The organism is Thioalkalivibrio sp. ALE10 (assembly GCF_000381385.1).
Taxonomy (GTDB): domain Bacteria; phylum Pseudomonadota; class Gammaproteobacteria; order Ectothiorhodospirales; family Ectothiorhodospiraceae; genus Thioalkalivibrio.
Genome location: NZ_KB906452.1, coordinates 108,480 through 126,952, shown reverse-complemented (window position 1 = coordinate 126,952; position 18,473 = coordinate 108,480). Strand labels below are relative to the sequence as shown.

Sequence of the window (18,473 nt, the reverse complement as noted above, 5' to 3'; positions counted from 1 at the left end):
TCAGACGGGCTCCCCGTGGCAGGCGAGCAGGTCCAGCAGGGCCTGGCGCGGCAGCTTGCCGGTCGCCGAGCGCGGCAGGCGGTCCACCCGTACCAGCGGGCGCGGAAGAAACGCCGGGTCGAGCCGTTCGGCGAGCTGCTCCTGGATCGCGGATTCGCTCAGCTCCGGGGCCACCACCAGCGCCGCCAGCCGGGTGATCCCGTCGGCATCCGAACTGTCCGCGGGCGGGATGAAGACCCCGTCCCGCACCCCGGGGAGGGTTTGCAGATGACGGTTCAGCTCCACCAGCGAGGCCCGCTTGCCGGCGATATTGAGCATGTCGGCCAGGCGTCCGGTCATGCGGAAGCGGCCGTCATCCGCGACCTCGATGCAGTCCGGCAGCGGAACCGGCTCGCGATGCTGCGGACCATGCGCGAGGGCCAGACCGGAGGCATCCCCGTCGGCGCGCACCCGTACCCCCGGGTACGGCGTCCAGTGCTCTTCGTGAACCGTGCGGCGGGAAGCGATGGCACCGGCCTCGGTGCAGCCGTAGATCTCGTTGACCGGGGCGCCGAAGTGCGCCTCGAGCTCCTTCGCGGTGCTGGCTTCCAGCGGTGCGGTGGCGGACAGGATGCGTCGCGGCGCGGCCGGGGCCGACTGGCCGGAACGCAGGCAGGTCCCCAGGTGGAAAGGCGTGGAGATCAGCACCGGACGGGTCTCGCGCTCCAGCGCCGCGTGCACGTCGGCAGGGTAGAACGGACGTTCGGCGAGCAGGGTGTTGGGGCCCAGCAGGGCCGGGAGTACCGTGGACTCCAGGCCGTACATGTGCTGCGGCGGCACGGTGGCGACCAGGGCATGTCCGGGGCCGCGGTCCAGCTCCAGGCGCTGCAGCGCCTGCTCGGTGACCGCGACCAGATCCCCCCAGCGTCGCGGATGGGCGGTGGGTGTCCCGGTGGAGCCGGATGAAAAACCGAGGATCGCGGTGCGATCCCGGGGGATCATCGGGATGTCCGCGGGACGGTCTTCGTTCCCGCCCCCGGCGTCGCCACGCGCGCTGACCGCCAGGGTGTGCAGGGGGAAGTCCTCCTCGCAGGAGTCCACCAGGGCGACCGCTTCGGGATAGCCACGGGCGATCTCGCCCAGCACCGTGCGCCCGCGCGCCGGCGGCAGCAGGTTCATCTGTCCGCGCAGCAGGATGGCGCCGAAGGCGACCGAGAACCGGTAACGGTCCTCGCACAGGTTGAAGGCCGCCGGCGCCTCGGGCAGGCGGGCGGCCAGCTCGCGGACGTCGGCCAGCCAGGCGGCGCGCGACACCGGGTGTCCGCCGATCCGGGCCAGTGGCGTGTCGGCGTCCGCGAGCAGCGGGCAGGCGAGGGGAGCGGCTTCGCTCATGGCTGCCTCAGGATCCGTCGATGGTCGGCCCGCGCCAGCTGCATCAGATAGGCAACAAAGCCTTCGCGGGGTTCATCCGGCAGGAAACGGGCACGCAGCGGATATTCCAGCATGAACAGGACTCCCAGCAGAAGATAGTTCAGGCCGTTGGCCACGACCGCCCATACGGTCGCCGGCGCGAACACCGACAGACCGGCCGAGACCACCGCCAGCAGGGCGCAGGTGCTGGCCCAGATGGCGGTCATCACCCGGGTATAGCGATGGACCGCGGGACTGTCCGAGGCCCCCATTTCCAGGGCATACCGCGTGATCAGTGGCGTGGAACCGGACCGCAGCGAGCGCGCGAACAGCGCCGCGATCAGGCCCGGGACCAGCACCGGCACCGCGTGGATCAGCCACTCGCCGGCCGGGGTCAGGCCGAACAGCGCCAGCGCCGCCAGCAGCCCCGTGCCCAGCAGTACTCGTGCCCGCGGGCGCAGGGACGAGGCGACGGCGAGAAACACCAGCAGCGTCAGCAGGGCCAGCGGCAACGGCTGCAGCTCGATCCATTGCCCGGCGATCACCGAAACCGGGTAGGCCAGCGCAACCGCCGCAGCCAGCCTTGCCGTCACGAGGACGTCCGGTTCGCCTCGATATGTTCACTCAGCGCACGCAGGGACGCGAAGATCCGCAGGTTGTCCTCGTCATCGGAACGGATCTGCACGCCATACGCGCGACCGATCGCCAGAGCCAGCTCGAGGGCATCGATGGAATCCAGCCCCAGACCCTCGCGGAACAGCGGGGCCTCCGGCTCGATGTCTTCCGGCGCCGTTTCCTCGAGGTTCAGGCTGTCCACGATCAATCGGGCGACTTCCTGCTCGAATGCCGTCTGCGCCCCCATAACTTCCCCCTGATGTCCCTGGTCGGGGGCGATGATACCGGTAAGACCCCGGGCTTGGTACCCTTCAAACGAAGGTGTTACTCCGGCGTCGGGTTGTGTCAGCCTTCGGCAAGGCCTGGATGCCGATCATTCTCATCCTGATCATGGAGGTCACATTGGCGCAGCATCGCCGGGTAACCCTGGGGCGCGTGGGTGCGGACGGGCTGGCGATGTTCGCGCTGTCGCAGGTCGTGATCCTGGCGACCCTGGGGGTCAGCCTGCTGCTGGCGTGGCACGGCGTGCGCCGCACCGCGCATGCACCCTGCCGGCCGCGGGCGGTGGAGACCGTGCTGGTGGCGGGGATGCAGCTGGAAGAGGGGCATCCGGCCCCCGGGTACCGCATGCGGCTGCTGCGGGCGCTGCGGCTGCTGCGCCGGCATCCGCAGGCGCGGGTGCTGGTGCTGGGCGGGCAGACTTCGGCGCAGGGGCCCAGCGAGGCCGCGGCCGGGGCGGCGTTCCTGCGTGAACGGGGCGTCGCGAACGCGCGCATCCGCATCGAGGACCGCTCCACGCATACCCTGGAGAACCTGCGCCATGCGCGCGATTTGATGCGCGAGGAGAGCGCCGGCTCGGACGATCCGCCGGCGGTGCTGGTGACCAGCCGCTATCACCTGGCCCGGGCGCTGGCGATTGCGCGCGGGCTGGGGCTGCACCTGCAGCCGTGCCCCGCCGAGCCCGACCGTCATGCTGCCCGGGGGGCGGTACTGTGGCGCGAGGCCTGGCTGCTGCACTGGTACCACACCGGGCGGGTATTCGCCCGGGTGTCCCGCCGGCGCGGCATGCTCCGGCGGATCACCTGACCACGGACGCGGGTCCGGGTCAGCCGCGGGCGGCGAGGGCCTCCTCGTTGTAGGCGGCGTCGATGGTGGTGATGGTCTTCTCCACCAGGCGGAAACCCTCCACCGGGGCATCGTCGGCCATGTACTTCAGGCGCACCGGGCCGATCGACTTGACCGCCTCGGCACGCTCCAGCGTGGTGTCGGGGCCGTCGGCACCGGCCCCGTCCATCAGCGCGGTGAGGATTTCGGCCACGATCGGGTCCTTGTGTTCGCCGTTGCGGGCCTTTGCCAGGGTGCCGGCGGCATCGCCGTCCAGGAATTCCGTGTCCATGTGCCGATCCAGGTAGTTCAGCAGTTCGCTCAGGGTCATCAAAGCCTCCTCGGGTCGTTTGTTCAGCCGGTGCTGCCGGTGGCATCCATGCGGGCATAGGCCGCACGCGCCGCCGCCATCGCCCGGCCGGGTTCCACCACACCACGATCCGCCAGTACCGCCTCCAGAGCGGACAGGCAGGTCAGCACGTTGCGTTCGTTCGCGCCATAGCCCATCAGGCCGATGCGCCACACCTTGCCGGCGTACGGCCCCAGGCCGGCACCGATCTCCAGGCCGTAGCGTTCCAGCAGCTCGCCGCGCACCGCCGCCTCGTCCACGCCCTCGGGGACATATACGGAATTGAGCTGCGGCAGACGGTGTTCCTCGGCCACCAGGAATTCGAGACCCATGGCCTCGAGGCCGGCGCGCAGGGCGTCGTGGTGACGGCAGTGCCGCGCCCAGCTGTTCTCCAGCCCTTCTTCCTGCAGGATCACCAGTGACTCGTGCAGGGCGTACAGGGCGTTGATCGGGGCGGTGTGGTGATACGCGCGCTTGCTGCCGCCGCCCCAGTAGCCCATGACCAGGTTCAGGTCGAGGAACCAGCTCTGCACCTTGTGGCTGCGCGCCTGGATGCGGTCCACCGCGCGCTGGCTGAAGCTGACCGGCGACAGGCCGGGGGTGCAGGACAGGCATTTCTGGGTGCCGGAATAGATCGCGTCCACGCCCCAGTCATCGACGTACAGCGGGCTCCCGGCGAGGCCGGTCACCGAGTCGACGATGGTCAGGCAGTCGTGCTCACGGGCCAGCCGGCACAGGGTCTCGACGTCCGAGCGCGCGCCGGTGGAGGTTTCGGCGTGGACGAACGCCAGGACCTTTGCATCCGGATTGCCCTTCAGGGCGTCCGCGACCTTGTCCGGGGAGACCGGGTTGCCCCAGTCGTCTTCCACCACCACGGCGGTGCCGCCGCAGCGTTCGACGTTCTCCTTCATGCGGGTCCCGAACACGCCGTTGATGCAGACGATGACCTTGTCCCCCGGTTCGACGAGGTTCACGAAGCAGGTCTCCATGCCGGCCGAGCCGGGGGCGGAGACCGGCAGGGTCAGCGCGTTTTTGGTCTGGAAGGCGTACTGCAGCAGGCCCTTCATCTCTTCCATCATGCCGACGAACACCGGGTCCAGGTGGCCGATGATCGGGCGACTCATCGCGCTCAGCACGCGCGGGTTCACGTCGGAGGGGCCGGGCCCCATCAGGGTGCGTTGCGGCGGAAGAAAGGAAGAAGCGGTCATCGTTTAACCTTCTGCTGTACTCGGGAAATCGGATGGCGCGAATGTAGGCCCCGCCCGGGGTACGGGCAAGCGCCCCCACCGCGCGGCGGGAGTTCCCCGCGCCGATTCATGGTCACCCTTCCCGGCGGTGGCGGTCCAGCAGGCTCAGCCAGTGTTCCACCCCGCGTTCGGTGCCCGACTGCAGGTGACTCAGGCAGCCGATGTTGGCCGACACGATGCGCGCCGGGGCCGCGGCCTCCAGGTTTCCCAGCTTGCGGTCGCGCAGCTGCCGCGCCATGGCCGGCTGCGTGATGGAATAGGTGCCGGCCGAGCCGCAGCACAGGTGGCCCTCGGCGACCGGCAGGACCTCGCAGCCCGCGGCCTGCAGCAGCGGCTCCACGCGTCCGGCCAGGCCCTGGCCGTGCTGCAGGGTGCAGGGGGCGTGCCACGCGATCCGGCGGTCCTCGCCGGTGACCTCGATCCCCAGCGCACGGACGGTGTCGGCGTCGAACAGTTCGGCCGGGTCGCGCACCAGGGCGATGAATTCGCGCGCCCGCTCGCGGTATTCGTTGTCACCGTCCAGCAGGTGTGCGTAGTCGCGCAGCATCGCGCCGCAGCCGCTGGCGGTGGAGACCACCGCGTCCACCCCGCGATCCAGTGCCGGTGCCCAGGCGTCGAGATTGGCGTGCAGGCGGGCGCGGGTGCGGTCCGCATCACTCAGGTGGTGTTCCACCGCGCCGCAGCAGCGCGCGGCGGAGACCCGTTCCACCGCGATGCCGCGTGCGGCCATCAGGCGCTCGAACGCCGCGTTGATGCGCGCGTCGATGGCATCGTGCACGCAGCCGGCCAGCAGCAGCACGCGGCCGTGTTCGAAGGGTACGGCCCCGCCCTGCAGCACCGGGTCGCCGGCAGGTGCGGCGGGGCTCGGCGGGGCCGGATGGGCGGCTGGCACCTTGGCCCGCAGCTCGCCGCGCAGCAGCGGTCGGGCCAGGCGCCCGGCACCCAGGGCGAGGCGGAACGGCCACCCGGCGGGGAGCGTGCGCTTGAGCATGGCGCGGAGCAGACGTTCGCGCCAGCCGCGCGGGACGTCGCGTTCCACCGCCTCGCGGCCGAATTCCACCAGATGCGCGTAGTTGACCCCGGAGGGACAGGTGGTCATGCAGTTGAGGCAGGTCAGGCAACGGTCCAGGTGGCGCCCGGTGGCCGCATCGGCCTCGCCCTGTTCCAGTACCTGCTTGATCAGGTAGATGCGCCCGCGCGGCCCGTCCAGCTCGTCGCCCAGTTCCTGGTAGGTGGGGCAGGTCGCGTTGCAGAAACCGCAGTGGACGCAGTTGCGCAGGGCCTGTGCGGCGATGCGGGCGGCCGGGTCGTCGGCGTAGCGTTCGTGGATACGGGTGTCCATGGGGGTGCTCGCTTCAGGTACCGGTGGCGCGGGCCGGGGAGCCGGGCAGCAGCGGACTGTGGAACATGCCTTCGGGGTCCATGGACTGTCGCACCCGGGCCTCCAGCCCCTCCAGGGCGGTGCCGCGCGGATGCAGGCGCGGTGCACCGGCCGGGTCCCCGTGCCAGATGCGGGCATGTCCGCCGGCGGCCTCCACCGCCGTGCGCACCCGCGCCGGGTCGGCCTCGCTGCGCAGCCAGCGCTCCCCGCCGCCCCAGTTCAGCAGCCACTCGCCGGGCAGTTCCGGCGGGGGCGTGGCCGGGGGCACGACGATGCGCCACAGGCGTTCGCCGGGCGCGGGTTCGCGCGTGAAGGGTTCCGCGCGATGGTCGCGCAGACCGCTCCAGAAGCCTTCGCCATCCGCGGCCGGGGCATCCCCCAGGCGCTCGGCGGCTTCCGTGACCGCCTGTTCCCCGCCGCTCAGACGCAGGTACATGCGGCCGTCGTTCCACGCCAGCCCGGAAAGGGGCAGGGCCGTACGACCGAGCTCGCGACAGGCGTCGATGAAGCCGGCGGCGTCCAGGTTCCGCTGCAGGGTGAGCTCGTGAGCGGGGCGCGGCAGGAGCTTGAAGCTGACCTCCAGCAGGACCCCGAGGCCGCCCAGGCTGCCGGCCATCAGGCGCGAGACGTCGAAGCCGGCGACGTTCTTCATGACTTCGCCGCCGAAGCGCAGGATCTCGCCGGAGCCGTTGATCACGCGGGTGCCCAGTACGGCGTCGCGCAGGCTGGCGGTCCACGGCCGGCGCGGACCCGAGAGTCCGGTGGCCACCATGCCCCCCACGGTGGCGCCCGGCCCGGGATCCCCCGGCTCGAACGGCAGCATCATGCCCACCGCCGCCAGCTCGGCCTGCAGTTCGGCCAGCGGGGTGCCGGCCCGCACACTGACCACCAGTTCGCTGGGGGCGAGATGGGTGATGCCGCGGTGTGCGGTCACGTCGAGGGTCTCGACGTCCGCGGGCAGGGGGTCGGGGCGGGCGATCGCCGCCCGGGTCCCGCCCCCGGCGATCCACAGCCGGCGGCCGCCATCAGCGGCCTCGCGTACCGCGCGGGCGAGTTCCTGGCTGTGGTCGGCGGTCTCGGACATCGGTCTCCCGCGGGTTCGGGTGGCGGCGCGCGGGTGCGGTCGGCGTCCGGCCGGTCAGGACCGGACCCGCGCGGTTCAGGCCGGGAGCGTTGGCGCCGCCGTTGCCGGGCCGGGCCCCGCAGGCGGATCGCGCCGGCGCTGGTTCCACGCGACCATCAGCCCGAGGGCCAGCGCCGGCAGGTAGAACCAGTAGGGACTGGGACGCTCCGCGGGCACCAGCACCGCGGTGATCTCCCAGCCACCTTCCAAGCCTACGCGGGCGGCGGGACTGCCGAAAGCAACCGTGCGGATGCGCGTTCTTTCCTCCGGATCCACGTCCAGTCCGGCCTCGGACAGGCGCTCCAGCGGGTCGTCACGCCGCTCGCCCAGCGGGAACATCACCGTGCGGGTGACCTCGCGTCCCTCCAGATCCAGGCCGGTGGCCCGCAGGCGCAGGCTGGCCCCGTCCGGAGCCGCGTCCACCACCTCGGTCAGGGTCGCCGGGTCCTCGCTGACATGGGCCGGCGCGATGCGGTCCATCAGCACGGTGGGTGCGAGCAGGGTGAAGGCCACCACCAGCAGCAGCGCGGACTCCCAGTAGCGGCTGCGGGTCAGGAACCAGCCTTGGGTGGCCGCGGTGAACGCCAGGATCCCCGCCAGCGAGCCGAAGAACACCAGCGCCAGCTGGAACACGTTGTCCACCCCGATCAGCAGCAGCTGGCTGTTGAAGATGAAGAAGAACGGCAGGGCCACGGTACGCAGGCTGTAGGCGAAGGCCTGGAGGCCGGTGCGAACCGGGTCCGCCTTCGCGACGGCCGCGCCGGCGAACGAGGCGAGGCCGACCGGCGGGGTGACATCGGCCATGATGCCGAAGTAAAAGACGAACAGATGGGCCGCGATCAGCGGGATCAGGACGTCGTTCTGGGCGCCCAGTTCGACCACGATCGGGGCCATCAGCGTGGCCACCACGATGTAGTTGGCCGTGGTCGGCAGGCCCAGGCCGAGGATCAGGCTGATCAGCGCGGTCAGCAGCAGGACCAGCAGCAGGTTGCCGCCGGACAGGGTGTCGACCACGTCGGTCAGCACCAGCCCGAGCCCGGTCATCGCCACCGTGCCGACGATGATTCCGGCCGCCGCCGTGGCCACCCCGATCCCGATCATGTTGCGCGCGCCGGTGGCGAACCCGTTGAACAGTTCCCAGATTCCGGCCCAGGTGGCCTGCAGCAGGCCGCCGCTGCGGCGGAACAGGGCCACCAGCGGCCGCTGGGTCAGTACGATGAAGATCATGAAGGCCACCGCCCAGAACGCGGCCAGGCCGGGGGACAGGCGCTCCACCACCAGAGCCCAGACCAGCACCACCAGCGGCAGGATGAAATGCATGCCCGCCAGCACCGTGGGGCCGATGCGTGGCAGCGGGCGGTCGGTGTCCAGCGGCTCGGGGTCCGGCTCGCGCGCGGCGATCCACAGCAGCACCAGATAGGCCGCGAACAGCAGTCCGGCGATGATCCAGGCGGCGCGCTCGTCCGCCACGTCCTTGATCCAGCCCAGACCCCAGTACACCGCGGCGGCGAGGATGATCAGGCTGCTCAGGGTCAGGCCGAAGGCGATCAGACGCCCGCGCAGGGTCCCGCCGACCGCGCGCTGCAGGCCTTCCATGCCACCCTTGCAGGCCTCCAGGTGCACGATGTAGAGCAGCGCGATGTAGGCGATCAGGGCCGGCAGGATGGCGTGCTTGAGGACCTCCACGTAGGTGATGCCCACGTACTCCACCATCAGGAACGCGGCTGCGCCCATCACCGGCGGCATCAGCTGGCCGTTGACCGAGCTGGCGACTTCGATGGCCCCCGCCTTGTGCGCGGGGAAGCCGACGCGTTTCATCAGCGGTATGGTGAAGGTGCCGGTGGTCACGGTATTGGCGATCGAGGAACCGGAGACCAGTCCGGTCATGCCCGAGGCGATCACCGCGGCCTTGGCCGGGCCACCGCGCATATGCCCCAGCAGGGCGAAGGCCACGCGGATGAAGTAGTCGCCGGCCCCGGCGCGTTCCAGCAGCGCGCCGAACAGCACGAACAGGAACACGAAGCTGGTGGAGACCCCCAGGGCGATCCCGAACACGCCCTCGTTGGACAGCCACTGCTGAGCCATCGCGCGCGGGTAGCTGGCGCCGCGGTGGGCGATCAGGTCGGGCATCAGCGGCCCGGCGAAGGTGTAGAACAGGAAGATCGCCGCGATGATGGTCAGCGCCGGCCCCAGCACCCGCCGGGCGGCCTCCAGCAGCAGGATCAGGCCGATCCCCGCGACGATCAGATCGACTTCGGTGGGTGCGCCGGCGCGGTCCGCGAGAGTCTCGTGGAACAGGTACAGATACAGCGCGCTGAATGCGGCGACCGCGGCATAGAGCCAGTCGAACGCCGGGACCCGGTCCAGCGGATCGCGCCCGCGCAGCAGCGGCCAGGCCACCAGCAGCAGGGCCGCGCCCAGCGCGGCGTAGACCTCGCCCAGACGTTCCAGGCCGATGAACTGCCAGGCCCCCAGACCCAGCAGGGCGAGCCCGCCGAGGGCGTAGGCCACACCGAAGCTGCGGGGCAGCACCGCGCGCCCGCCGCCCGGGCGCAGCGCCGGGAACAGCAGGAAGGCGAGGAACACCGCGAACGCGAGGTGCACCGCCCGGGCGTCGGTGTCCGACACCGTGAACCAGTCCAGCGCATCCGGCAGCGGCGAGGCGATCCACAGCTGGAACAGCGACCACGCGACCGCGACCACGAAGATCAGGCTGCGCGTCGCGGTGCCGGGATGGCGGGCGCCGGTCTCGATCTCCTGCGGGGCGGCGGATTGCGGGGGTGTGCGTTCGGGCTCAGTCATGGATCCATCCTGCCTCGCGGAAATAGCGCCGCGCCCCCGGATGCAGCGGCGCGGACAGGCCTTCGTCGACCATTGCCTCGCGCTCCAGTCCCGCGAACGCCGGGTGCAGGCCGCGGAAGGTATCGAAGTTCTCGAACACCGCGCGGGTCAGGGCGTAGGCGGCCTCGTTGCTGGTGCGCTCCGAGGTGACCAGGGTCGCGCCGACCCCGTAGGTGCGGATGGTTTCGTCCTGCCCGGGATAGGTCCCGGCGGGGATCTCGGCGGCCATGTAGTACGGGGTCTCGTCCACCAGGCGGTCGATGGCCTCGCCCTGAAGCGAGAACAGGCGCGCGTCGCAGGTGGCGATGGGTTCCTGGATCGCAGCCGACGGGTGCCCGACGGAAAACACGAAGGCATCCACCCGGTTGTCGCACAGGGCCTGGGCCTGTTCGCGCGAAGGCAGTTCGGCGACCCGGGCGAAGGTGTCATGGTCCCAGCCGAGTTCGTCCAGCAGTTCTTCCATCATCGCGCGCTGACCCGAACCGGGGTTGCCGATGTTCACCCGCTGGCCGCGCAGGTCATCCAGCCCCTCGATGCCGGAGTCCGGGTGCACCACCAGGGTCAGCGGTTCCGGGTGCAGGCTGAACATCGCCCGCAGGTGATGCGCCGGGCCGAAGGCCTCGAAGCGTCCGCTGCCGTGGTAGGCGTGGTGCTGCAGATCCGACTGGGCCACGCCGAAGTCCATGTCGCCCGAACGGATCATGTTCAGGTTGAACACCGAGCCGCCGGTGCTTTCGGCGGTGCAGCGCATGCCGTGTTCGTCGCGCGCCGCATTGAACAGTCGGCACAGGTGCTGGCCGGCGGGGTAGTACACTCCGGTGACCCCGCCGGTGCCGATGTTCACGAAGGCCTGTCCGGCCGCGGCCGGCAGGGCCAGCAGCACCCCCAGCAGGCCGAGCAGCAGGGCCGGACCGTTGCATCCGCCGTACCGGTTCATTCGCGTTTCCTCGTGACGCCTGATCGACGGGAGTCTAGGGAAACGCTGATCAATGTGCACGCTCGCGTTGACGCCTGTCACGGCGGGGCGTTCAATGAGCACCCCGCGACCGGCGTGAGGCCGGTGCGCGCCATGCGACCAGGAGTGAAGGATGTCTGAAGGAGAGCCGGCAGGGGCGGTGGCGCAGCAGCTGGTCGACGAGTGGCAGCGGCGCCTCGAACGCTGCCCCGGGCCGGTGCGCGGCCGCGTGCGCGAGCTGGCGGAGCAGCACCGTGCCTCGCTTGCGGAACGGTTCTACGTCGAGATGCTGGCGGACCCGGATGCCTGCGTGTTCCTCGACCACGAGGACGTCAATTCGCGGCTGAACGCGTCGCTGCAGGAATGGATCCGAGGCATCTTCTCGGTGGAGAGCGGCAGCGGCGTGGAAGAACAGGCCGCGCGCCAGGCCCATGTGGGCGGCATCCACGCGCGCATCTCCATCCCCATCCATCTGGTCATGCGCGGCGCGCGCTGCGTGAAGGAGCAGTTCCTGACCCTGCTGGAGCTGGATTCCGCGATGGGGTACGAAATGCGGCTGCAGGCGGCGCGTCACGTCTCCGACAGCATCGACATGGCGATGGAGCTGATGAGCCACGCCTATTCACGCTCGCATGAGCGCAACGCCCGCGCCGAGGAGGCCTACCGTCTGTTCGCGGTGTCGGAGAACCTCGCCAGCGAGAAAGACCGCCAGCGGGCCTGCCTGCTGGACTGGGAGAACGGGCTGATGTTCGATCTGGCCATGGGGGCCTCGGGCGAGCAGCTGCCGCGGCTGGCGGCCTCCGAGTTCGGCCTGTGGTTCCGGCACAAGGGAGTGGACGCCTTTGGCGGGGCCGCGGAAACCGAGCGGGTGCTGGAGGCCATCGCCCGCATCGACGAGTTCCTGCTGCCTTCGCTGGTCTGCGTCGAGGCCCGGCAGCGGCAGGATTACCTGCGTGACGTGCGCGAGCAGGTCCGCAGCATCGACTACCATCTGGGTCAGCTGTTCGAGCGCAGCAACGAACTGGAGTCCGGGCGCGACGTCCTGACCCGGACCCTGAACCGCAAGTTCCTGCCCGTGGTGCTGGGACGGCACATTGCCAGCGTACAGCAGACCCATGCCCCTTTCGCGGTACTGGCCCTGGATATCGACTATTTCAAGCGGGTCAATGACGAACATGGCCACGAGACCGGCGACCGCATCCTGCAGCAGTTCGCCACGCTGCTGGTCAGCAACTCGCGGGCCGGCGATTACCTCTTTCGCCTGGGCGGCGAGGAATTCCTGATGATGCTGGTGGACGTGGTTCCGCGCGATGCCGAACGCATCGCCGAGAAACTGCGCACCGCGGTCCGTGCCGAGCCGTTCCAGGGTGCCCATGGCCAGCAGCTCGGGCTGACCGTGAGCATCGGACTGGCCAGTCACGACGGCCACCCGGACTACCAGCGCCTGGTGCGCCGGGCCGATGATGCCCTCTACGCCGCCAAGAACGCCGGCCGCGATCGGGTCGCCACCGCCGACTGACCCGGGCCGCTCCCCCCCTGCTCCCGCGGGGCAGGGTGCCTGCCCGCGAGGGGGCGTTCAGTACATCGCGGCCATCATCTTGCGGCGGTACTGGCTGACCAGCGGGTTGTCGTTGCCCAGGGCGTCGAAGGCCGCCAGCAGCCCTTTCTTGCCGGCGTTGTCGCCCTCGTTGTCCTTGTAATCCGGGTGCTGCTTCATCAGCTCCAGGTACAGGCCCAGGGCCTCCTCGTAGCGACTGTGCAGCATGGAATACGCGGCCAGGGTTTCCAGGGTCTCCGGCGCCGGATCGCCCTGCTGCATCTCCTGTGTCAGCGCCTGCGGGTCGGCGCCGGCGGCCCGGCGGGAGAACCGCAGGTGGGCACGCAGGGTCTTCACCGCATCATCCTCGGCGCGGTTCAGCGGCAGCTGATTGAGCTGCGCCTCGGCGGCGTCGGGGTCACCCGCCTGAGACAGCGCGCGCGCCAGTTCGATGCGCAGATCCGGGTCTTCGGGGAAGGCCTCCAGCGCGGACTCCAGGGTGGCGCGGGCGGCCGTGGTGTCGCCGGCGCGGATCTGCGCGCGGGCCAGCTCGGCGCGCAGGTCCTTGTTGCCCGGATCGACCGCCACGGCTTCTTCCAGCGCACGCACGGCGCCTGCCGCGTCCCCGGCCTGCAGGGCGGCCAGGGCCTGCTGGCGGTGGGCGTCGGAGGGACGCTCGACGTGGCGATCGATCATCTCGCGGATGGTGGATTCCGGCTGCACCCCCATCTGCTGATCCACCACCTCGCCGTGACGGAAGCACATGATGGTGGGCAGGCTGCGCACGCCGTACTGCCCCGCCAGTTCCTGATTCTCGTCGCTGTTGACCTTGGCCAGCCGGAACGCGCCGCCGTAATCCTCGGCGATCTTCTGCAGCAGGGGCATCAGCTGTTTGCAGGGTCCGCACCAGGCGGCCCAGAAGTCGACCAGCACCGGACGCCGGTGCGATTCGTCCAGCACCGCCTGCTGGAAGCTGTCGCGGTTGACGTCGAGAATGGCATCGCCGGTGGCGTTTTCGGCTTCGGTCATCGGAAACCTCCTGAAAGATCGGAATACGGGATATGCGGTGCATTGTTGGGATCGTCCCGGCGATTGCAAGCAGCCCCGCCCCCGCGAGCTCTGGTACGCTGCGCACTGTGCGGCGCGCGGGGCCGCGGGTTGCGTCCGGAGGTTGCTTCGTCGCTTCGCTCCTCGCAATGACGGCGCTGTTCGGCAGGCCGGGCCCGGAGGCCGCTTCGGGCCTCGCAATGACCGGCGCTCAGGTACCGTCATCGCGAGGCGCGCAGCGCCGTGGCGATCTGTGCGGGCGGCCCCGGCAAAGGGCATGATCAACAAAGGGGTTCCTGAGTGAGCTATTCCGCATCCGACATCGAAGTCCTCGAGGGGCTGGACCCGGTGCGCAAGCGCCCGGGGATGTACACCGACACCGCGCGTCCCAATCATCTCGCCCAGGAGGTCATCGACAACTCGGTGGACGAGGCGGTCAGCGGCTACGCCAGCCGTATCGACGTGGTCCTGCACAAGGACGACTCGGTGTCCGTCACCGATGACGGGCGCGGCATGCCGGTGGACCTGCACCCGCGCGAGAACCGCCCGGGGGTCGAGGTGATCCTGTCCACGCTGCATGCCGGCGGGAAGTTTTCCGACAAGAGCTATCAGTTCTCCGGCGGGCTGCACGGGGTCGGGGTATCGGTGGTCAACGCGCTGTCCGAGCGCCTGGACGTGGACATCCGGCGCGACGGCCGGCGCTGGCAGATGGCCTTCGCCGGTGGCCACAAGCTGCAGGACCTCGAAGCGGTCGGCGAGGTCGGCAAGCGCAATACCGGCACCACGCTGCATTTCTGGCCCGATGCGCAGTACTTCGACTCGGCGAAATTCTCGGTGCCGCGGCTCAAGCACATCCTGCGCGCCAAGGCGGTGCTGTGCCCGGGCCTGACCGTGACGTTTCGCGACGAGACCACCGGCGAGGCCTGCGAGTGGTGCTATCAGGCCGGTCTGCGCGACTACCTGGTGGAGGCCCTGGAGGGGCTGGAACGCCTGCCGGAAGAACCGTTCATGGGGTCGGTCTCCGGCCACAGCGAGGCGGTGGACTGGGCTGTGACCTGGCTGCCGGAAGGCGGTGAGGTGGTGTCCGAGAGCTACGTGAACCTGATCCCCACGACCCAGGGCGGCACCCACGTGAACGGCCTGCGCACCGGGCTGACCGATGCGGTGCGCGAGTTCTGCGAATTCCGCAATCTGATCCCGCGCGGGATCAAGCTGGCGCCGGAGGACGTGTGGGAACGGGTCTCCAGCGTGCTGTCGTTCAAGATGCAGGATCCGCAGTTCGCCGGGCAGACCAAGGAACGGCTGTCCTCGCGCCAGGCCGCGCCGTTCATCTCCGGGGTCATCAAGGACGCCTTCAGTCTGTGGCTCAACCAGCACCCGCAGCAGGGCGAGCGCATCGCCGAGCTGGCGATCCAGAATGCGCAGAAGCGCAGCCGCGCGGGGCGCAAGGTGGTGCGCAAGAAGGTGACCCAGGGCCCGACCCTGCCGGGCAAGCTGGCCGACTGCGCCAGCCAGGAGCTGGCGCGCACCGAACTGTTCCTGGTCGAGGGCGACTCCGCCGGTGGCTCCGCCAAGCAGGCGCGCGACCGCGATTTTCAGGCGATCATGCCGCTGCGCGGCAAGATCCTGAACGCCTGGGAAGTGGAGCCCGACCAGGTGCTGGCCTCGCAGGAGATCCACGACATCGCTGTGGCGCTGGGCGTGGATCCGGGGACGCAGAGCCTGGAGGGGCTGCGCTACGGCAAGATCTGCATCCTCGCGGACGCCGATTCCGACGGCGCCCACATCGCCACGCTGTTGTGCGCGCTGTTCCTGAAGCATTTCCGCCCGCTGGTGGAGCAGGGCCACGTGTTCATGGCCATGCCGCCGCTGTACCGAATCGATGTCGGCAAGCAGACCTTCTATGCCCTGGACGAGGACGAAAAGGCCGGAGTGCTGGAGCGTATCGAGGCGGAAAAGCTGAAGGGCAAGGTCGCGGTGACCCGTTTCAAGGGGCTGGGCGAGATGAACCCGATGCAGCTGCGCGAGACCACCATGAATCCCGACACCCGCCGTCTGGTGCAACTGACCCTGGATTCGGCCGAGGAGACCGGCAGCCTGATGGACATGCTGCTGGGCAAGAAGCGCGCCGGGGAACGCCGCGCCTGGCTGGAGGGCAAGGGGCACCTGGCCGACGTGGACGTGTGAACGGAGGCCCGTATGTCGCGGCTTTCCATCGACCTGCACGAATGCTTTCGTGATGGCCGGCGCATCGATCAGGCGCTCAACGGCGCGATCGACGAGGCCTGCGAGAAACGCATCAAGACCGTGGAGATCATCCACGGCAAGGGCAGCGGGCAGCTGAAAAAGCGGGTGCTGCGTTTTTTGCAGCAGCCGGAGGTCAAGGCGCGTTACCACCGGGTGGAGAAGGATTCGAAGAATCACGGTCGGCTGTTCGTGCATTTTCGCCACTGAATTCGCGCCGCCGTGTCGGGGCATGCGGCGCCGCCGTTCGTATGCGATAGGATGCGCGCCATGCCGACCGTTCTGCGCCTGTTCGACCGCCTGCCGCTGTGGCTGTTCGCCCTGATCGTGGCGACCGTGGGCCTGTGGCCCTGGCAGCCGGAGCCGGCGATCGCCGGACTGGTGCGCGACCTGCTGGCCGGTGAACTCGCCGGTGCGGCGGGCTGGGGCGGTCTGCTGCTGCACGGACTGCCGTGGCTGCTGATGGCGCTGCGTCTGGCCCGCCAGAGCCGGACCGGCGCCTGATCGGGTACGCTGCGGATTGCTGTAACAACAACGGACCCGCCGGGTCCGCCAACCGGCCGCAAGGCCGACACGCGACGACACAGGAGAATCGACCATGCGCTTTATCGTTGCCGTTACCGCCGGAACCGATGACCCCACCCGCGCCACGCTGGGCATGATCGCCGCCAAGGTGGCGAAGGATCAGGGCCACGACGTGACCGTATGGCTGCAGGGCGAGGCGGCGAATATCGCCAACCGCAACGTCTACGACAAGATCGTCGGCCACAACATGCCGGCGATGAAGGACATCGTCGAGGATCTGGTCGACGCCGGCGTGCCGCTGTGGGTCTGCGAGGCCTGCGGCCGTGGTCGTGACGTGACCCCGGACAACTTCCTGGCCACCGCCGAATACGCCGGCATGGGCCACTACGTGCAGGCGGTGGCCGAGTTTGATCGCTCGATGAGCTTCTGATGCCGGCGGGTTGAACTTCCCGCCCGAACAGTCCGGGCCGCGCCTGCGCGCCGTCCCCGGCGGGGTCCGCGTCCTGCTGACCCTGCTGCTTCTGAACGGGCTGGTCCTGGCCCTGGACATCCCGCGCCACGCGGGCCCGGGGCCGGGGTGGCTGGCCTGGGAGGCCGTGGTCCTGGCCGGACTGTTTGCCGTCCTTCCTCTGGCCACCGCGCGCGTACTGGCCCGGGTCGTGGCCGCCTTCCTCCTCGCACTGATCGTACTGGCGCTGTTCGATGCGCTGGCCCGCGTCAGCCTCGCCCGTCCGCTGAATGTCTACGTGGACATCGGCCTGCTGGATGCCGTGTTCCGGTTGCTGACCGGCAACCTGCCCACTGTCGGTGTGATCCTGGCCGTCGCGGCGTTGCTGGCCGTGATCGGGCTGGCGGTGTGGTCGCTGGCGCGTCTGCTGGCGCGCCCGGTCATGTCCCGTAGCGCGGGTTTCGTGCTGCTGGGCGCGGGCCTCGCCGGGCTCGCGGGCCACGCGACGGGTGTGGAGCCGCCGCGCACGGCGGCCCCGGCGGTGGCGCTGGTGACGGAGCAGGTCGACGGCATGCGCGAGGCGCGGCGCGAAGACCGGGTGCTGGCGCACCGGCTGGAGGCGGATCCGCGGCTGGCCGAACCCCGGCCGCTGGAGGGCCTGGCCGGCGTCGACGTGGTGGTGGGTCTGATCGAGTCCTACGGGGTCTCGGCGCTGGAGATCCCGCGCTATGCCGAGGTGATCGAGCCGACCCTGGAGGCGCTGCAGGAGGATCTCGCCGCGCGGGATCTGCACGCGGTCACCGGGGTGATGGAGGCCCCGATCGCCGGCGGGCAGTCGTGGCTGGCGCATGCCTCCCTGCTGTCGGGCGTGGCCGTGCGGCATGCCGGGCAGTATCGCCGGCTGCAGGAGCGCGAGCGGGCGACCCTGGTGCAGGACTTCGCGGCCACCGGCCACCACACGGCCATGCTGGCCCCGGCCATCACCCTCGACTGGCCGGAGGGGCGCTGGTTCGGCTGGGACCGGATCCTGGACCGCGACGGCATGGACTACCGCGGGCCCCCGTTCTTCTGGGTCACGATGCCCGACGAATTCACCTGGTGGCGCTTCGAACAGGATGTGCGGCCGGACCCGCAGGGCGGGGAAGCACCGGTGTTCGCGATGCTCGCGCTGGTCAGCAGCCACGCCCCGTGGACCCCGGTGCTGGACGTGCTGGACGACCCGGATGCGATGGACGACGGGCGGGTGTTCCACGAACAGGCCGGGGCCGGGCCCGCCCCCGAGGTCCTGTGGCGGGACTTCGACCGCGTCCGCGATTATTACGCCGAGGCGGTGCGCTACTCGCTGGAGGTCAGCGGCCACTGGGCGCGCGACCATGTGGACGAGGATACCCTGTTCCTGATGCCGGGCGACCACCAGCCGGCGGCCCTGGTCACCGGCCCGGACCCCTCGTGGGCGGTGCCGGTGCACGTGATCTCCGGGGACCCGGAGCTGCTGGAGCCGTTCCGGGCTCGCGGCTTCCACGACGGTTTCGAGCTGCCGCCGGCCACCGGGGACGAGGACATCCCCGGGTTCGAGGACCTGCGCGACTGGCTGCACGAAGATTACGGCGACGCTTTCTGATCAATCGACGGCTGCGTAATCGTTTTGTTGCGATTTTGGATTTTTGT

Annotated in this window: 17 protein-coding genes; 7 read left to right on the top strand and 10 right to left on the bottom strand. The window is 70.0% G+C overall.

All coding sequences use genetic code 11. From position 1 onward, the window contains the following. Genes F788_RS0107070 through F788_RS0107060 form a run of 3 tightly spaced genes read right to left on the bottom strand, consistent with a single transcriptional unit; the run spans position 1 to position 2,251 of the window. A complete protein-coding gene (locus tag F788_RS0107070; RefSeq protein ID WP_019021847.1) occupies positions 1 to 1,371 on the bottom strand; it encodes an AMP-binding protein in 1,371 nt (456 codons plus the stop codon). Beyond that, positions 1,368 to 1,982, bottom strand: coding sequence for a hypothetical protein (locus F788_RS0107065; RefSeq protein ID WP_019021848.1), 615 nt, complete (start codon positions 1,980 to 1,982; stop codon positions 1,368 to 1,370). Before F788_RS0107065 ends, F788_RS0107070 begins: the two co-directional genes overlap by 4 nt. Further along, positions 1,979 to 2,251 (bottom strand): phosphopantetheine-binding protein, encoded by a 273-nt coding sequence (locus tag F788_RS0107060; protein ID WP_018870250.1) that lies wholly within the window; start codon positions 2,249 to 2,251, stop codon positions 1,979 to 1,981. The genes F788_RS0107065 and F788_RS0107060 overlap by 4 nt, the downstream gene beginning before the upstream one ends. A 119-nt stretch (positions 2,252 to 2,370) precedes the next feature. Here F788_RS0107060 and F788_RS0107055 point away from each other — a divergent pair, with 119 nt between their 5' ends. Next, positions 2,371 to 3,090: a YdcF family protein gene (locus tag F788_RS0107055; RefSeq protein ID WP_019589716.1), complete on the top strand. Its 720-nt coding sequence runs from the start codon at positions 2,371 to 2,373 to the stop codon at positions 3,088 to 3,090. A 19-nt stretch (positions 3,091 to 3,109) separates the two neighbouring features. Here the strand turns inward: F788_RS0107055 and F788_RS0107050 are convergent, their stop codons facing one another. The 6 genes from F788_RS0107050 to F788_RS0107025 all read right to left on the bottom strand — a co-directional run bounded on the left by F788_RS0107050 (position 3,110) and on the right by F788_RS0107025 (position 10,986). Beyond that, entirely contained in the window at positions 3,110 to 3,439 is a 330-nt protein-coding gene (locus tag F788_RS0107050; RefSeq protein ID WP_018946938.1) for a hypothetical protein, read from the bottom strand. Between the two features lie 23 nt (positions 3,440 to 3,462). Further along, entirely contained in the window at positions 3,463 to 4,665 is a 1,203-nt protein-coding gene (locus tag F788_RS0107045) for an alanine--glyoxylate aminotransferase family protein (RefSeq protein ID WP_019021850.1), read from the bottom strand. Between the two features lie 112 nt (positions 4,666 to 4,777). Next, complete coding sequence (gene glcF, locus F788_RS0107040; protein ID WP_019021851.1) at positions 4,778 to 6,046, bottom strand: glycolate oxidase subunit GlcF; 1,269 nt, start codon at positions 6,044 to 6,046, stop codon at positions 4,778 to 4,780. A 13-nt stretch (positions 6,047 to 6,059) separates the two neighbouring features. Beyond that, positions 6,060 to 7,169 carry a glycolate oxidase subunit GlcE gene (gene glcE / locus F788_RS0107035; protein WP_019021852.1) on the bottom strand — a complete coding sequence of 370 codons (1,110 nt, stop codon included), beginning with the start codon at positions 7,167 to 7,169 and terminating at the stop codon, positions 6,060 to 6,062. A 75-nt stretch (positions 7,170 to 7,244) separates the two neighbouring features. Continuing rightward, positions 7,245 to 10,010, bottom strand: coding sequence for a TRAP transporter permease (locus tag F788_RS0107030; RefSeq protein WP_019021853.1), 2,766 nt, complete (start codon positions 10,008 to 10,010; stop codon positions 7,245 to 7,247). Further along, entirely contained in the window at positions 10,003 to 10,986 is a 984-nt protein-coding gene (locus F788_RS0107025) for a TAXI family TRAP transporter solute-binding subunit (protein WP_019021854.1), read from the bottom strand. The genes F788_RS0107030 and F788_RS0107025 overlap by 8 nt, the downstream gene beginning before the upstream one ends. Before the next feature lie 178 nt (positions 10,987 to 11,164). On the opposite strand from F788_RS0107025, the gene F788_RS0107020 reads away from it, so the two are divergent. Then, positions 11,165 to 12,523, top strand: a complete 1,359-nt coding sequence (locus tag F788_RS0107020; RefSeq protein ID WP_019021855.1) for a diguanylate cyclase — start codon at positions 11,165 to 11,167, stop codon at positions 12,521 to 12,523. Between the two features lie 57 nt (positions 12,524 to 12,580). Here F788_RS0107020 and trxA read toward each other — a convergent pair whose 3' ends face one another. Next, on the bottom strand, positions 12,581 to 13,570 hold the full coding sequence (gene trxA / locus F788_RS0107015) for a thioredoxin (protein ID WP_019589714.1): 990 nt from the start codon (positions 13,568 to 13,570) through the stop codon (positions 12,581 to 12,583). A gap of 318 nt (positions 13,571 to 13,888) precedes the next feature. Between trxA and parE the strand changes: the two genes are divergently transcribed. The 5 genes from parE to F788_RS0106990 all read left to right on the top strand — a co-directional run bounded on the left by parE (position 13,889) and on the right by F788_RS0106990 (position 18,426). Continuing rightward, positions 13,889 to 15,775 (top strand): DNA topoisomerase IV subunit B, encoded by a 1,887-nt coding sequence (parE, locus tag F788_RS0107010; RefSeq protein ID WP_019021857.1) that lies wholly within the window; start codon positions 13,889 to 13,891, stop codon positions 15,773 to 15,775. A 12-nt stretch (positions 15,776 to 15,787) separates the two neighbouring features. Then, the gene (locus F788_RS0107005; protein ID WP_018870239.1) at positions 15,788 to 16,042 is read left to right on the top strand and encodes a Smr/MutS family protein; all 255 of its coding nucleotides are present in this window, start codon (positions 15,788 to 15,790) and stop codon (positions 16,040 to 16,042) included. 60 nt (positions 16,043 to 16,102) lie between these two features. Continuing rightward, a complete protein-coding gene (locus tag F788_RS0107000) occupies positions 16,103 to 16,336 on the top strand; it encodes a hypothetical protein (protein ID WP_019021858.1) in 234 nt (77 codons plus the stop codon). Between the two features lie 94 nt (positions 16,337 to 16,430). Then, a complete protein-coding gene (locus tag F788_RS0106995; protein ID WP_018870237.1) occupies positions 16,431 to 16,787 on the top strand; it encodes a DsrE family protein in 357 nt (118 codons plus the stop codon). Between the two features lie 10 nt (positions 16,788 to 16,797). Beyond that, complete coding sequence (locus F788_RS0106990) at positions 16,798 to 18,426, top strand: hypothetical protein (protein ID WP_019589713.1); 1,629 nt, start codon at positions 16,798 to 16,800, stop codon at positions 18,424 to 18,426. Positions 18,427 to 18,473: the final 47 nt, after the last annotated feature.